At 51.7% G+C, this 15,077-nt stretch carries 13 protein-coding genes; 7 read left to right on the top strand and 6 right to left on the bottom strand.

Annotated features, from left to right (window positions below):
* Positions 1–11: 11 nt before the first annotated feature.
* Positions 12–629 carry a TetR/AcrR family transcriptional regulator gene (locus GOV45_RS17385; protein WP_170480110.1) on the bottom strand — a complete coding sequence of 206 codons (618 nt, stop codon included), beginning with the start codon at positions 627–629 and terminating at the stop codon, positions 12–14.
* Between the two features lie 162 nt (positions 630–791).
* Between GOV45_RS17385 and GOV45_RS17380 the strand changes: the two genes are divergently transcribed.
* From GOV45_RS17380 to GOV45_RS17360, 5 genes are all read left to right on the top strand, one after another.
* Complete coding sequence (locus tag GOV45_RS17380; protein ID WP_170480109.1) at positions 792–1,721, top strand: AEC family transporter; 930 nt, start codon at positions 792–794, stop codon at positions 1,719–1,721.
* A gap of 103 nt (positions 1,722–1,824) precedes the next feature.
* A complete protein-coding gene (gene fghA / locus GOV45_RS17375) occupies positions 1,825–2,658 on the top strand; it encodes an S-formylglutathione hydrolase (protein WP_170480108.1) in 834 nt (277 codons plus the stop codon).
* Between the two features lie 3 nt (positions 2,659–2,661).
* Complete coding sequence (gene sthA / locus GOV45_RS17370) at positions 2,662–4,119, top strand: Si-specific NAD(P)(+) transhydrogenase (RefSeq protein ID WP_170480107.1); 1,458 nt, start codon at positions 2,662–2,664, stop codon at positions 4,117–4,119.
* Positions 4,116–4,571 (top strand): YaiI/YqxD family protein, encoded by a 456-nt coding sequence (locus GOV45_RS17365; protein ID WP_170480106.1) that lies wholly within the window; start codon positions 4,116–4,118, stop codon positions 4,569–4,571. The genes sthA and GOV45_RS17365 overlap by 4 nt, the downstream gene beginning before the upstream one ends.
* A gap of 140 nt (positions 4,572–4,711) precedes the next feature.
* Complete coding sequence (locus GOV45_RS17360) at positions 4,712–5,332, top strand: HAD family hydrolase (RefSeq protein ID WP_170480105.1); 621 nt, start codon at positions 4,712–4,714, stop codon at positions 5,330–5,332.
* 1 nt (position 5,333) lies between these two features.
* Here GOV45_RS17360 and GOV45_RS17355 read toward each other — a convergent pair whose 3' ends face one another.
* A complete protein-coding gene (locus GOV45_RS17355; RefSeq protein WP_170480104.1) occupies positions 5,334–6,575 on the bottom strand; it encodes an MFS transporter in 1,242 nt (413 codons plus the stop codon).
* Positions 6,576–6,717: 142 nt separating this feature from the next.
* Between GOV45_RS17355 and zapE the strand changes: the two genes are divergently transcribed.
* Positions 6,718–7,776, top strand: coding sequence for a cell division protein ZapE (gene zapE, locus GOV45_RS17350; protein ID WP_170480154.1), 1,059 nt, complete (start codon positions 6,718–6,720; stop codon positions 7,774–7,776).
* Between the two features lie 39 nt (positions 7,777–7,815).
* On the opposite strand, the gene GOV45_RS17345 is transcribed toward zapE, so the two are convergent.
* From GOV45_RS17345 to GOV45_RS17330, 4 genes are read right to left on the bottom strand one after another with little or no spacing between them, the layout of a single operon-like run.
* On the bottom strand, positions 7,816–9,090 hold the full coding sequence (locus GOV45_RS17345) for a bifunctional folylpolyglutamate synthase/dihydrofolate synthase (RefSeq protein WP_170480103.1): 1,275 nt from the start codon (positions 9,088–9,090) through the stop codon (positions 7,816–7,818).
* Entirely contained in the window at positions 9,087–10,022 is a 936-nt protein-coding gene (accD, locus tag GOV45_RS17340; RefSeq protein ID WP_170480101.1) for an acetyl-CoA carboxylase, carboxyltransferase subunit beta, read from the bottom strand. Before accD ends, GOV45_RS17345 begins: the two co-directional genes overlap by 4 nt.
* 59 nt (positions 10,023–10,081) lie before the next feature.
* Positions 10,082–10,981 (bottom strand): CPBP family intramembrane glutamic endopeptidase, encoded by a 900-nt coding sequence (locus GOV45_RS17335; RefSeq protein ID WP_170480099.1) that lies wholly within the window; start codon positions 10,979–10,981, stop codon positions 10,082–10,084.
* Positions 10,971–14,066 carry an ABC transporter transmembrane domain-containing protein gene (locus GOV45_RS17330; protein ID WP_170480097.1) on the bottom strand — a complete coding sequence of 1,032 codons (3,096 nt, stop codon included), beginning with the start codon at positions 14,064–14,066 and terminating at the stop codon, positions 10,971–10,973. The genes GOV45_RS17335 and GOV45_RS17330 overlap by 11 nt, the downstream gene beginning before the upstream one ends.
* Positions 14,067–14,308: 242 nt before the next feature.
* Between GOV45_RS17330 and GOV45_RS17325 the strand changes: the two genes are divergently transcribed.
* Positions 14,309–15,070, top strand: a complete 762-nt coding sequence (locus GOV45_RS17325) for a DUF6478 family protein (protein ID WP_170480095.1) — start codon at positions 14,309–14,311, stop codon at positions 15,068–15,070.
* Positions 15,071–15,077 lie beyond the last annotated feature (7 nt).

Raw genomic sequence — 15,077 nt, 5'->3', positions numbered from 1 at the left:
ATAACGAGGTGCTAAGTGCCGTAACGGGCCATGAACATGTCAACAGCGTTCGTCGCAATTTCGTTTATCTCTTGTTGCGTAAACGAATACTGAATGCCAAACACTGCTCTGTTCCAAATGCGTGTCTTACATAACTCGGAAAACTGTGCTGCAGCGATCGGAATATTATCGATTGCCAAATCTCCTTTAGCGACCGCTTTTTCAAGATAATCCGCCATATGCCGTTGGCCGTTCTTTGGCCCGGCTTCGTAGAAAATTTTGCCAAGTTCAGGGAACCGGTCGCGTTCAGCGACGCAAATGCGAAATACCTGTTGTGAAAACTCTGATACCAGAAAACCAGTTAATTGTGTTGCTGCTATCATAAGAACTTCACGCACAGGCTTTGTCTCGTCGATCATCGAGATGACACGCTCGGCCATTCTGCTGCATTCAGTTCTGGCGACTTCGACAAACAACAAACGTTTGTCAGGGAAATAACTGTAAAGTGTCGCCTTTGAAACGCCTGCCGCTCGGGCGATGTCGTCGACACTTGCCCCTTCAAAGCCATCCGCCATGAAAACCTCGCGCGCACCTTGTAGGACCTGATCGAATTTTCGGCCCGTCCTTAGAATGGTGTCTGCGTGGGTCATGCTTTCTCCTGAGCGTATCTTCCTGTCGAATTTATAAACCGATTGGTTTAGATTCAACGATTCTAATGAGCGGAAGCAAACTTCTTGGAACATTCCTAACAGATTCGTTCAGACAAAATCCCATGTCTTGAAGTCCCCACGATCTGTGCTACCACTCGGCGCATGGTCGATATCTTTATGCGTACATTACCTTTTTTCGCGATCATCGGCCTTGGGTACTGGGCCGGGCGCAGTCGCTTTTTTACCGAAGAGGCAACTGCATATCTTACAAAGTTCGTCTTTTATTTTGCCCTATCAGCAATGCTCTTTAGATTTGCTGCTACTCTGCCGTTTGCCGAGATATTCAACGGTCGGTTAGTTCTTGGATATCTTCTGGGCACCATGGCTGTGTACTTGGTCGCAACACTGGTCGCCTGGCTACGAGGGCTGGATATCCCAACTGCGGCAGTCGAAGCTCAATGCGCTGCTATAGGCAATGTCGGGTTTCTTGGTTTACCTATGTTGGCCTTGCTGTATTCCGAGGCGGCAATTGGACCAGTAATGTTGGCCTTAGCTGTCGATCTAGTGGTTTTTTCTTCACTAATTGTCATCTTGATAAATGGTGGACGCGACGGGCGACTAACTATCAGAACATTTCGGATGATTGTTATTGGGCTTTTTAAGAACCCAATGATCCTATCGATCTCGGCGGGACTAATATGGTCCGCGCTTGAGATTCCCGTTCCAAGTCCCTTAAGTGACTTCCTCGTGATTCTTGGCGGCGCTGCAACGCCAGGAGCGCTATTTGCGATTGGTGCATCCCTGGCCAACAAATCTGCGGAGCGGGTACAAATCGCCGCCTGGTTAAGTTTTTGTAAACTTGTGCTTCACCCTCTGTTCGTTGCGATCATGTTGATCTGGTTGATCCCTGTCGCGGCATTCCCCGCGGCTGTGGTAATTGCAGCTGCGGCTTTGCCTGTCGCAGGTAACGTTTATATGCTTGCAGCCCACTACAAGGTCGCACCGCAGCGTGCCTCGGCGGCGATCTTGCTTTCGACGCTATTCAGTATTTTAACCGTTCCCTTGGTCATCGCGTGGCTGGGTGCACCTTGATATCCAGTTCTGGGAAAAAAGCACCTGTAATTGGTCACCAGACTTTACGCCTGTGGAATGGATCGTTAGCGATAGTGCGAAGCCAAAACGAGGATTTTGCCTGATGGAAACCCTTTCGGAAAACGTTTGTTTTGATGGCGTACAAGGCGTGTACCGTCACGCGTCTTCTGCGTGTCAGTGCGATATGACATTTGGTCTGTTTATGCCCTACGAAGCCAAAGATGGGCCAGTGCCGGTTCTTTGGTACCTGTCGGGCCTGACCTGCACACATGAAAACGCAATGGTCAAAGCCGGGGCACAGGCGTGGGCGTCAGAGCAGGGCATTGCTATTGTGTTTCCCGACACATCTCCACGTGGTGAAGAGGTGGCGGATCACGAAGATTATGATTTAGGCCAGGGGGCCGGTTTCTATGTAAACGCAACGCAAACACCTTGGGCGCCCCATTTCAATATGTGGGACTACGTGGCTGAGGAACTGCCCAACTTACTGTCAGAAAAATTTTCTATCGATAGAGATCGGCAAGCGATTACAGGTCATTCGATGGGCGGCCACGGCGCGTTGACACTGGCGATGAACCTACCGGGTCGCTTCAGGTCAGTTTCGGCTTTTGCGCCAATCTCGAACCCAACCGGGTCGGATTGGGGTCGCAAGCAATTGGCGGCCTATTTGGGCGATGACGAAGATGCATGGGCAAAACATGACGCTTCACACTTGTTGAAGAACAATGGGTTTGACGGCCCGATGTTGATTGACACCGGAGTAAGCGATCAATTCATAGACTTGCTAAGGCCCGAAACATTGGCCCAAGCCATTGCGGAAAGCCGCCAACAAGCCACGTATCGACTGCAGCCCGGTTACGATCATTCCTATTTCTTTGTGTCCACTTTCATGGAAGACCACATCGCCTTCCACGCAGAGGCGCTGTACAAGGACTGAGCTATGAGCGATCATGATTACGACCTGATCATCATCGGTTCCGGACCGTCGGGGCGGGCCGCGGCAATTCAAGCGGGAAAGTTAAAAAGACGCGTCCTTGTAATAGACCGTAAAGACAGACTGGGTGGCGTCTCGGTTCACACTGGCACAATACCCTCAAAAACTTTGCGGGAAACCGTTCTGAACCTTTCCGGATGGCGCGAACGCAGTTTTTACGGACGCTCTTACCGGGTCAAAGATCAAATTCGTGCCGAAGATCTGAAGGCACGACTGCACATGACACTGGATCACGAAGTTGATGTTCTGGAACATCAGTTTAACCGCAACCATGTGGAAACGTTAAACGGTTTGGCAAAATTCATCGGCCCCCATGAGGTCGAGGTCGCTACGGACGCCGGCGAAACCACTCGAGTAACTGCCGCAAAGTTTATCATCGCAACGGGGACAAAAACTTATCGGCCGGATTATGTTCCCTTTAACGGCAAGACCATCGTTGACGGCGATGACTTCCTTGAAATGGCCGAGATTCCGCGCTCGCTCTGCGTGATTGGTGCGGGTGTCATAGGGGTTGAATATGCCACAATGTTTTCGGCGTTGGACGTAAGGGTTACGTTGATCGAACCTCGCGAGACGTTTCTTGATTTCATTGACAGTAGATTGATCCATGAATTCACCCATCAGATTCGTGAAAACGGTGTTGATCTACGATTGGGTTCTACCGTCGAAAAAATTGAGGACGCCGGAAATCACGTTGAGATAACTATGGAAAATGGTCGTCACGTAAGAGCGGAGATGTTGCTTTTTGCAGCGGGGCGTATGGGCGCGACTTCGGCCCTAAACTTAGACGCCGTGGGGCTGGAAACTGATCACCGCAACCGCATCGAAGTCGACCGAAAGTCGTACCAGACGTCAGTTCCGCATATTTACGCCACAGGAGATGTGATCGGACATCCTTCTCTGGCTTCAACCTCATTACAGCAAGGGCGAGTGGCGGCTTGCCACGCGTTGGAAACGCCGACATTACCTGAAAGTCCATGGTACCCGTACGGTATCTATTCAGTTCCTGAGATTTCAACCTGCGGCATGTCCGAAGAAGAACTTCAAGAAAGAGGCATTCCCTACGAAGTCGGCGTGGCGCGTTTTCGCGAAACTTCACGCGGACATATTATGGGGCTCGAGCACGGCATGCTGAAGATGCTGTTCTCACTGAAAACACGGCGTGTTTTAGGCGTGCAGATCGTAGGAGAAGGAGCAACAGAACTGATTCATATTGCGCAAGCGGTGCTTAATCTGAAGGGCACAGTAGACTATTTTGTGCAGAACACGTTCAACTATCCGACGCTGGCTGAAGCCTACAAGATCGCCGGTCTTGATGCTTTCAATCGAATGCCCATCCCTGATGAGTTCAAGGTTCGCAAAAAGCCAGCCGAGACGCCTAAGAAGGAGGCTAAGAAGGCGTGACGACGCTATTCGTTGATGGCGACGCCTGCCCAGTAAAGGCCGAGGCTGAAAGGGTCGCGACCCGCCACAAGATACCGATGGTTCTGGTGTCGAATGGCGGACTACGCCCTTCTTCCAATCCATTGGTCCAAACCATCATAGTTTCTGAGGGAGCAGATGAAGCCGACAAATGGATCGCTGAGCGGTGCGGTCCTAAGGACGTTGTCATCACGTCCGACATTCCCTTAGCCGCAAAATGCCTAGAAGCTGGCGCCCGGGCTATGCGTCCTAATGGCGAGAGTTTCACTGCTGCCAATATAGGCCAGCAACTGGCAATGCGAGATTTGATGGCCGACCTGCGTGCCGCTAACCCATTAGGTTCTGGCGGCGCTGGAAAGCCATTCGGGAAAAGCGATAAATCACGGTTTTTGGACGGGCTGGAACGCGAAATTCGCGCGGTTCTCAAAGGATAAACTCCGAACTTTCGTTCGCGTCAAAGACGCTCAAGCCATTGATTGTCCGCTGTGGCGCAAAAATGAACCATTGCGGATGGCGTCAAAGTACGCAGGTTGTCTATTCAGAACGCATATTTGTTGAATTTTAGGATCCACTCATGTCGATTGAAGCCGTGGTTTTGGATATCGGAAACGTTCTTATCGAATGGCAGCCTGAACGGTACTATGACCGAGCAATCGGAGAGGACCGACGCAAGAAAATGTTCTCAGAAGTCGATCTCCACGGCATGAACGATTTGGTCGATCAAGGCCACCATTTCACCAAAACGATCTATGCGTGGGCCGAGAAACATCCAAGTTGGCGGGAAGAAATCCGCATGTGGCACGACAATTGGATCGAACTGGCCACTCCGGAAATACCTCACTCAATCCGCCTTCAACGTGCATTGCGATCTAAGGGTATTCCGGTCTTCGCCTTGACCAACTTTGGTGTACAGAGCTTCGATTTCGCGTGCACGGTTTATCCATTTCTAAATGAATTCGACCGGCAATATGTGTCGGGGCGGATGAAAGCGGTCAAACCTCACGCTCCGATCTATGAAATGGTCGAAGCCGATTGTGGGCTGGACCCGGCCACACTGTTGTTTGCCGATGATCGAATTGAAAATATCGAAGCTGCAAACGCTCGGGGATGGCAAACTCATCACTTCAAGGGCCCACAAGGTTGGGCGAATTGCTTGATTAGCAAAGGTTTACTAACACCTGAAGAGGCAACCTGACTTAGGCAGCTAAGGGAGCGGATGAGCGGTCTTCTCGGATCGGTAGGTGGACAATGGCGCTAAAGGCGCCGATCGCTACCCCAATCCACCATACCATGTTGTAATCGCCAAATTGGTCGTACATGCGGCCACCCAACCAGACACCCAGGAAGCTGCCGATTTGGTGGCTGAGGAAAATGATACCGTAAAGCGTACCCATGTACCGTAGCCCGTACAAGTGCGCGACCAAACCCGAAGTCAGCGGCACCGTGGCAAGCCATAGCGAACCCATAACAAGCGAGAAAACAACGACCGAAATAGGTGTGATGGGAAACATAATAAACAGCGCAGCCGCCAGCGTACGGCCTGTATAGACGCCAGCAAGAAGATATTTCTTGGGGAAATGGTTTCCTGCCCAACCGGCCAACAAAGTTCCAGCGATGTTAGCCAACCCGATAAGAGAAATTGACACCGCTCCAAGCGCAGATGTCGTTGTAATCCCAATGGAATGCAGAACTCCGCCGGGCTGGATCGGTCCGCACATCTCTGTCACAAAGGCGGGAAAGTGGGCGGTGATGAAACCCAACTGATAACCACAGCTAAAAAAGCCCAGAAAGATTAATGCATAAGACGGGTCGCGAAACGCCTTTCCCAAGATTTGGCCCATGCTCTCTTGCAGTTCAGCCTTGCTGATCGGCTCAGGCGCTCTCATGAATGGCAACGTCATTAGCAGCGCCAAAATAGCAATGGCGAATACAATGAAGACCTGCTGCCAGGGTAGAAAACTTAACAGCCGTTCAGCCGTTGGCGCTCCAATCACCTGACCGAAACTACCCGCTGCTGTAACGATGGCCAGCGACATTGAACGGTTTTCGTCTGATGATGCCCGACCAACGACTGCCAAAACCACGCCAAAGCCCGTACCCGCGATTCCGAACCCAACCAACCATGCGTACATCTGATGCTCAAACGGTGTAACCGACCATGCCGACAACACCATACCCGCCGCATAAGTCAGTGCCCCTAGAACGATCGCTCGCCGATCCCCAACCTTTTCTGCGATAGCACCGAAAATTGGTTGGCCGATCCCCCAGGCCAAGTTCTGGATAGCAATGGCCATAGAAAAATCAGTGCGCAACCAGCCAAATTCTTCTGCGATGGGAATCTGAAATACGCCGAAAGAGGCTCGAACCGCGAAACTGACGGTAATTATGATACACGCCACGATCAGGATCGGGTTCATAAGGCGGGGGGATTGCTGCATAGGGTCCTCGAAGATTCGGACCAGACGTTACCGCGTTTCTCCTAAGGGTCAATTCAGTAGTTTTGACAATCTAGATTAGTAAAATTGATGGATGCGTAAAACCTTGCTTTTCAACGCGCAATCAAGGCGCTATGGCTCGGGTATGACGGATCTGGTTTCGCTTTACGAGGCGCGCGTTGCGAACGGCTCGTTGACCCGCGATGACGCGCAAGAGGCGGTGCTGCCCAATTTTGATCGAATCCGCAACGCACTTGCGGCGCCGATAAAACGAGGGCTTTTTCGAAAAGCGCCACCACCGCCTCAAGGCCTGTACCTGTGGGGCGGTGTGGGGCGCGGTAAGTCGATGCTGATGGACATGTTCGTTGAAACACTTGGGGACATCCCAGTGCGCCGCGTGCACTTTCACGCCTTCATGCAGGAAATACACACCGGACTACACAAAGCGCGCGCGGAAGGGGTTGAAGATGCCTTGGCGCCGGTTGCCCAAAACGTAATTAAATCTGCTCGGTTGCTTGCCTTTGATGAGATGCAGATCACCGACATTACCGATGCAATGATAGTCGGTCGCCTTTTCGACCAGTTGCATGCAGGCGGCGTCGTAGTGGTTACAACATCCAACCGGCATCCCGACGACTTGTACAAAGACGGGTTGAATCGACAACTTTTTCTACCGTTTATCCAACATATAAAAGATCAATTACAGGTATGGGAATTAGTCTCGCCTACCGACTACCGACAAAACCGGCTAGAGGGGTCACAGGTCTATTTTACGCCTATTGGTCCTGAAGCCCGTGAGAAAATCCAGTCGGTTTGGGATGATCTGTCCGGCGGGCCAGCGGAGCCGCTGTCCTTACTGGTCAAGGGGCGGGAGATCACCTTACCAGCTTTTCGAAACGGTGTTGGCCGCGCGTCCTTTTACGATCTTTGTGGTAGGATGCTCGGACCCGGGGATTATTTGGCTGTTGCCGATGCACTGAAAGTTTTAGTGCTCGAGGACATCCCACGCCTGTCCCGAAACAACTTTAACGAAGCCAAAAGGTTCGTTACCCTGATCGATGCATTGTACGAAGCCAAAGTCCGGCTGATTTGCTCTGCAGCGGCAGAGCCTGAAATGTTGTATGTCGAAGGAGAGGGAACTTTTGAATTTGAACGCACGGCCTCGCGTCTTCGCGAAATGCAGGACAAAGATTGGGGTAAGTAGCGATGTTCTCGCGCCGTTGTGGTCTCTCAAAAGAGCTAATTAGCCGTTTTTCCTGAGGACATTACCAGCCAGATAGAGCGACCCGCAAATAAGTACGCGCGCATCAGGTGTGTGTACCATGATCTTGTTTAGCGCATCTGCAACGCTATCCGCGGTTGCAGAAGGCAGGCTTACACTGGCCGCGGCTGCGGCGGTGTCAGCAGCGCTCAAGGTGTTAGCTTCCCCAGGAATTGAAACTGCTGTCAGGCTGGCGACCTGTTTAGACAGCGGAGCTAGATAGCCTGTAACATCCTTGGTGTTCAGCATACCGCAGATCATATGCGTCTGGCGTTCCGGCAGTTTCGCCAGAACATTGGCCAGAGCATTTCCTGCAGCGGCATTGTGGCCCCCGTCCAGCCAAAGCTCTGCCTGCGTTGCAGCCTCCACCAACGGCCCGGTTTTCAGACGCTGCATCCGGGCAGGCCACTGGGCATCTGTAACAGAGGCTTCATAAGAGTCGTCGCCAATGTTCAGGTGGCGTAAAACGGCGATAGCCGCACCCGCATTTTGATGCTGATGTGCACCCATCAGGTTCGGCAGCGGCAGATCACGTAGCCCTGTTTCGTCTTGGTAGACAAGTCGCCCGTTTTCTTCGTTCACGTGCCAATGCTGACCGTGAACTAGTAACGGAGCGCCAAGACGCGCGGCCGTATATTCTATAACTTCCAGTGCTTCGTCTTCTTGTGGGCCGACAACGCAAGGCACACCGGGCTTGATAATGCCCGCTTTCTCTGCCGCGATCTTGCCAAGTGTGTCACCAAGAAACTGTTCATGGTCCATCGAAATTGGCGTGACGACTGTAATCGTGGGTCTTTCAATCACGTTTGTGGCGTCAAGGCGCCCACCTAAACCGACCTCGAGCAAGGTGTAATCGGCCGCCGTGCGGGAAAAAGCCAATAGCGCTGCGCAAGTGGTAATCTCGAAATAGGTTATGTTTTCCCCACCGTTCGCCGCGTAGCATTCATCTAGAACAGCGGTCAGGTTTGGTTCCGAAATCAATTCACCTGCCAACCTGATGCGCTCGTGAAACCGGGCCAGATGCGGCGAAGTATAGGCATGCACGCGCAACCCTGCCCCCTCTAGCCCCGCGCGGATCATCGCCTGAGTCGACCCTTTACCATTTGTCCCCGCAATATGGATGACCGGTGGCAAATTGGTTTGCGGGTTGTCTAGCCTGCCCAATAGACACCAAACCCGATCCAAGGTCAGGTCAATTACTTTGGGATGCAGCGCCATCATACGTTCTAGGATGGCGTCCGACGACGTGTTCGTCATTTTTTGCCTGCTGCTTCAGCAGACTCTTTGGCTTTCGGTTCTTTGCTTGGTTCAGGGGCGGGTAAATCGCCCTTTACCGCAGGCGGCTGATTCATCAGCAAACGTGTGATTGTAATCAGTTCATCACGCATTTCAGTTCGCTTGGTGACGCGGTCCAGCATACCATGGTCCAATAGATATTCCGCGCGCTGGAACCCCTCTGGCAACTTTTCCCGGATTGTCTGTTCAATCACACGCGGACCAGCGAAACAGATCAGTGCATTGGGCTCTGATATGTGTACGTCACCGAGCATAGCATACGAAGCCGTGACCCCCCCTGTCGTGGGGTGGGTCAGCACGACGATATAAGGAAGATTGGCTTCCTTCAGCATTTCGACGGCTACAGTTGTGCGTGGCATTTGCATTAAGCTCAGAATACCTTCCTGCATCCGCGCCCCGCCCGCTGCAGAAAACAAAATAAGTGGCCGTTTTAGTTTCACAGCCTCTTGCGCAGCCGCGATAATGGCGTTTCCGACATACATACCCATCGATCCGCCCATAAACGAAAAATCCTGTGCAGCCGCAACAATCGGGGTACGCCCGATTTCACCAGTTGCCACCAACATCGCCTCTTTCTCGCCCGTTTTTTTCTGCGCAGCCTTCATGCGATCAGGATATTTCTTTTGATCGCGAAACTGTAAGGGATCATCCTTGGGAGCAGGCACATCTATTTCGTTAAAAATGCCCCCGTCGAATAGATGCTTGAACCGATCGCGCGGAGTGATCGGCATGTGGTGGTCACATTGAGTGCAAACGTTCTGGTTTTCCGCCAATTCGCGATGGAAAAGCATAGTGCCGCACTCATCACACTTGTGCCAAAGATTTTCAGGCACTTCCCGGCGCGAGAAGATCGAGTTTATCCGGGGGCGGACGTAGTTTGTGATCCAGTTCATGTCGGAACCTTAATAATGCGGCGTTGACGTCAAATAAGATGATGGCGCGAGAATTGCAATCAACGCCTAATCGCCAAACGTGCCGTCAACCAACCAACAATCATTACAGCAAAATCCACATACAGCCATTGCCTCAGCAGACCAGTGTCTGATGCATCGTACGGAATATGGAACAGCGCCAGCCCCCCAAGGTTGTCTGGTAGGGACAACAGCAGTAGCGCAGTTGCGTTATTAAAGAAATGCAGGGCTATAGCTGGTCCCAAGGTTCCTGCACGCGCGGTCAAATCTGCCGTTAAAATCGAAAAAATCCCGGCCCAGACCGTGACCAGCAATGCGTTGTCGCCCGCAGTGGCCGGCGCATAATGCCCTGCCGCAAACAAAATTGCGGGCACACCCATCCAAATCACGGGTGTTCGAAATCTAGCAGCTAGGCTTTGTTGCAGAAAACCTCTGAACAGAATTTCTTCGGCGCTGCTCTGAATCAGAACAGCGCCGACAGACAAAGGTAGCAACAAAAACCAAGTGCCAAATGACAGGTTTTGCTGCAACGGTGCACCCATATCGTAGGGCGGCAGCACAAACAGCGCGAGACTTAAAGCAATCAAAGCTATTAACACGCGCCAAAACTGCCTGAACGCCAACGACGGCTGCCCAACGACTGTCATTGGTGGACGATGTTGAAGACGACGCGCAACCAACGCAACGCTGAAAATCGTGAAAATGAAACTCGTCAATACAATAAGCACTGCAAGCGGCGTTGACCCGTGCTGAAGAGCGTCGCCCCAACCTAGTGGTGCAATACTGGCGATAGTCGAGAACAAAACCGCGTTCAGAAGCGTGACCACAATGACTATGATCAAAAGTCCGACCAGCAGGCGCCAAAGTTCAGGGTAACTCCGCACGGCTTTGACCAGCTGTTCATGGCTGGAGTATGCCGAATATAAACTTCTACCCGGCATGACCCGTCTCAACCCCGTCTGGTTCGACCTCTAGCTCGCTCTCAAGATCGGTCACACGTATTCTGGCGGTAATTGAACTTAGATAACCGGCAACGGTTTCCAACAACTTCATCGCAACGGTTGCGTCGCTTTCCACGACTGCGCGCAACTCTTCAGCACCAATACGAAGAAAGGTGCAATCTGTATTCGCGATCAGATCCAACTGCCGGGCCTCACCAGTGATGATTGCCAGATCACCGATCAAACGTCCTGGAACAATCGTCGAAATCAACCTCGTCTCACCATTCTCACCTTGCCGATAAAGGTTTGCCTCTCCGGAAATGCATAGATACGCTGCATCTGGTGCCTGACCGCGCGCAAATATCGTTTGTCCCTCGGCCACCTCATACCATTGGGCGGAAAAAGCCAGGAGCCGCTGGTTGCGTCCGTCCAGTCGGGAAAATAACTCTGTAGTAGATATGATTTTGAGCTTTCGGCTTAAATCGTCCGAGGCACTGTCCTCGGATTCGAACGACGTGCGTGAAACTCCGTCAATGCGCCCGTCTTTAATTTCGACAAATAGGTCATAAGCTTCGGGGTGGGCAAAGTGATCCTCCATGAACAACATTACGGAGTCGGGCAGCAACTCGCGCAATTTCAACCGCGTTCGCAGCCGGCTCTCTGTATCATGGCTCGCTAATGCCTTGTCGAGGATCAATACATCAGGGCGTTTGATCCCTGCACGGGAAAACGCAACACGTTCCTGAAAGACTGTCGGCAAGTTGTTCCCACCCAAACCCGCGGGTAAGTCATAAATTATGGCAGCAGCGCGGCGGCGCAAACCTGCCTCGTTCAGGACTTCAGACACTACATTTTCGATCTCTTCGGCTTTTGCTCCGGCCATTAATGATACGCGCCCATAAATTGCGTTTTCCATTGCGGTCAATCTCGGCAGGTACACATCTGGCATGACCGGAACAAACATCCCATCCATCGCGTCGCGCAAACGCTCGGCCTGATTGCGACGGATGGAAAGTATCTTCTCCTTGTATTCTTCGGGAAAACTCGGTCCTATCTGCTCGGCCGTCAGCATAAAGGGTACTGTCAACAAAAGCGCACGTTCAGTATCGCTGATTTCTGCATCACCTTTGGTTTGCCGCCGTTCTTCTATGTCCAACAGTCGATGATACATATCCTTGGACAAACCCAGACGCAAAAACAGTGGGTGATCTGCCCCATCCCGTCCAAAGGTTTGGTTCAGCGTTTCCAACACGGCTTCGGCTATGGCCAGTGCATCGTCGTCTAAACCGTGCGCCGCCAGCATCGACAGAAAACGGTCGTCACCAGCAAGTATGTCAGGCGAGATATCCCGGCTTGGCGCAGAAAACAGCAGGTTACCACCTAACGGAACCGCTGGATTAAACTGGTTGGGGTCAAAGCGATAAACGTATTCATCCAAACCTTCTTCTTTTAGGCGCGCCGCAACTTTTTCACGCAGCTTTACGATCGCCTCAGCAAGCACTGGGTGCGCGTTTGGATCGAACTGGGAGCGGAGTGTGCGGCGGAACATAAACTCGTCTATTCCCATTGCCTCAACGAGCTTGAACCACCAGTCGCGAATCTCTTCGATGTCGTCCAATCCTGCCAGACCGGGGTCGATCCATTCATCGCTCAGAGAATCCGGCGGGTTGCCCGCGCGCACAGCCTCGATTTGCCGACGAGTTGGCACTTTTATGGCCTCGCTCTCGTGCTGCGGATGAGTCCGCAAAGGCATCAACAAGTTATCTCCCAGCGTTCCGTCAAAGAGATAGGGCCGTGAATAGGCGTAACCGATCCGTGCAGCGATAACTTTTTGATGCAATTCATTCAGATTGTGTCCGGCTATGATCACTTCTCCCTGAACTGGGAGTACCTCACGTGTCAGCAGTTGCGCTAACGCGCTGCGCTCGGCCGAATGGACAGACTGAATAGCCACACGTGCACCCTGAGGGATTGTAAGATCAATATCCTCCAAGATGGTTTTGCCGTCATCGTCGCGCACCGTTACATTGCGCAGTTCAATATCTCCGGTCAGGCGGGGAATTGTCTCTGGTTCGCCTTCAAACAGTTCTTCGGGGATCATGTTTGACGGAGCAAAACGTTCGGTAACGATTTCCCACCGCAACGACATGTCCTGAACTTGATTGTAATAAGTCAGCAAGTCCTTCCATGGGCCGCTTAGGTCCTTATACGCACCCAATGCCGCGACCAAGGCGCCAACAGTAACCTCTCCTATGATCGCAAGGTAGCCACCAACCGAATAAAAAAGGAATGGCGTCATCTGTGTGATCAGATTGTTCAGAAATTTCATAAAGAACTTTTTGTTATAAATCTTGAAACGGATCTCGAACAAGGTCCCCAATCGATGGCTGAATTGCGCCAGCCTGTAGCGCCAGCCGCCATTGGTGCGAAGATCGCTAATGCCAGCGGCGCTTTCGCCTATTTCCGAACTAAGATGACGGACCTCTTGGATTCTATCCTTGTTCAACAAGTTGATTTGGCGCTGTAATTTTGGAATCAACCAAGCCTGCAGTGGGATCAGCGCGATACTGGCAAGCCCAAACCAGACGCTTTGCATGAACAAGAACGTCACGATCGTCATCATCTGACCAAACTGGAAAACGGGTTGCGCAATGGCGTCGCCCATCAAACCGCCCATTGGTTCAGCTTCGGACGTAATCATAGAAACCAATTCACCCTGGCTTGTGGCGGCAAAATAGGACTTGGGAAACCGCATTGACCGACTGATCAACGTATACCGCAGGCGACGAAGCATGCGTTCAGCCAAAACACCTTTCATCGTGTTGATGCGCATCTTCATCAACCCGCTGGCGATAACTGTAGCTAAAAAAGCAAAGCACAGGATCATCAGGTACTGCACCTGCGTTACCGTGAACCCTAGTGCTTCAACTGTTTTTGCGGGCGCGCCAATTGCATCGTTGATTATTTGCTTTGGAAGCTCAAGCGAAGCGTAAAGGAATGGAAAAGATAAAACTGTTAGTGCAAGCAAAACAAGCTGCTGCTTTTTTGAGTATTTCCAGATGAATGAAAATAGGGTGGGTTCCATGCCCCTGCCTTCTTTACTTTGGGTGTATTGCATTGTTTCCCAACAGCACGCTGCCTGCAGGCGCTGAAGGTACGCGGCAGCCTGACCTAATGCAAGAATGGTCAATTACAAGGCGCGCATTCTAACTCAATGCAGTTGAGGCGGTTCACATTTTGGAAAGATTGAACCTCAGATTTGCAAAGATGGCTTTAAATCCCCGGCTTTCTTTGACTAATGATGGTTCAGTTTCGGAAAATGAGGACATGAACAGAATTCTGGATCTTTACTTGTATCGCAGATATCTGGCGCGTTGGACACGAGCAGGTCAGCAAGCTGACCGTACACCCCTGCCGATCTTAAGGCATCAACGTGACCAAGCTCGGCAACTCCGGGCTCGTTTGGATCAGTTGATCCAAAAGGCGGATGGGCGGCTTGTACGCCCACTTGTTGGCTCTTCTCGCTTTTCAACACCTCTTGGCACTGATTGGTCTTGGAGACCCGACCTCTGGCGCGAACCCCTTGATCGCCACGGGCTTGCCTCAATTCCGCGCAAAGCGCGTGTAGATGGGCATGTCACGCTGTTTCATGATTGCCCTTTGGCCGAAATCGCATTTCGACAAGTGAGAAATCGACGCGACAAAGATCTGGCGCCATTCAGTCTTGTACTCGAAACGTTCGATTTCGCCGGATCTTTCTTTTCCGTTTCTGTGGAAATACCCTCGGAAGCCGCGGCTGACCTTACCAAACAGCATTTGATCCGGTTGGACACACTCGTAGAGCAGGAGCGACCTGTGCAATTGGTGGCACGACTGAACATTCAGCACGGCCCGAACACAGAACACGTTCTAAGGGAACTTGATACAACTGACGCAGCATCTTCTATCGATTTCGATCTGGCTCATTTAGAGATACATGAACGGCGAATTGAAAAACTTTGGCTGGATCTGATCATGGAAAGACCGTCGATGAATCGGATCGTGTTGCGAGATTTGACACTCTGCCGCCATCACCGCGCCGATCTGTAAAGGAACC

The organism is Ruegeria arenilitoris (genome assembly GCF_013035425.1).
GTDB classification, from domain to species: Bacteria; Pseudomonadota; Alphaproteobacteria; order Rhodobacterales; family Rhodobacteraceae; genus Ruegeria; species Ruegeria arenilitoris_A.
Note: the sequence above shows the minus strand (reverse complement) of the source record. Positions and strands in the feature narration are given on the sequence as shown.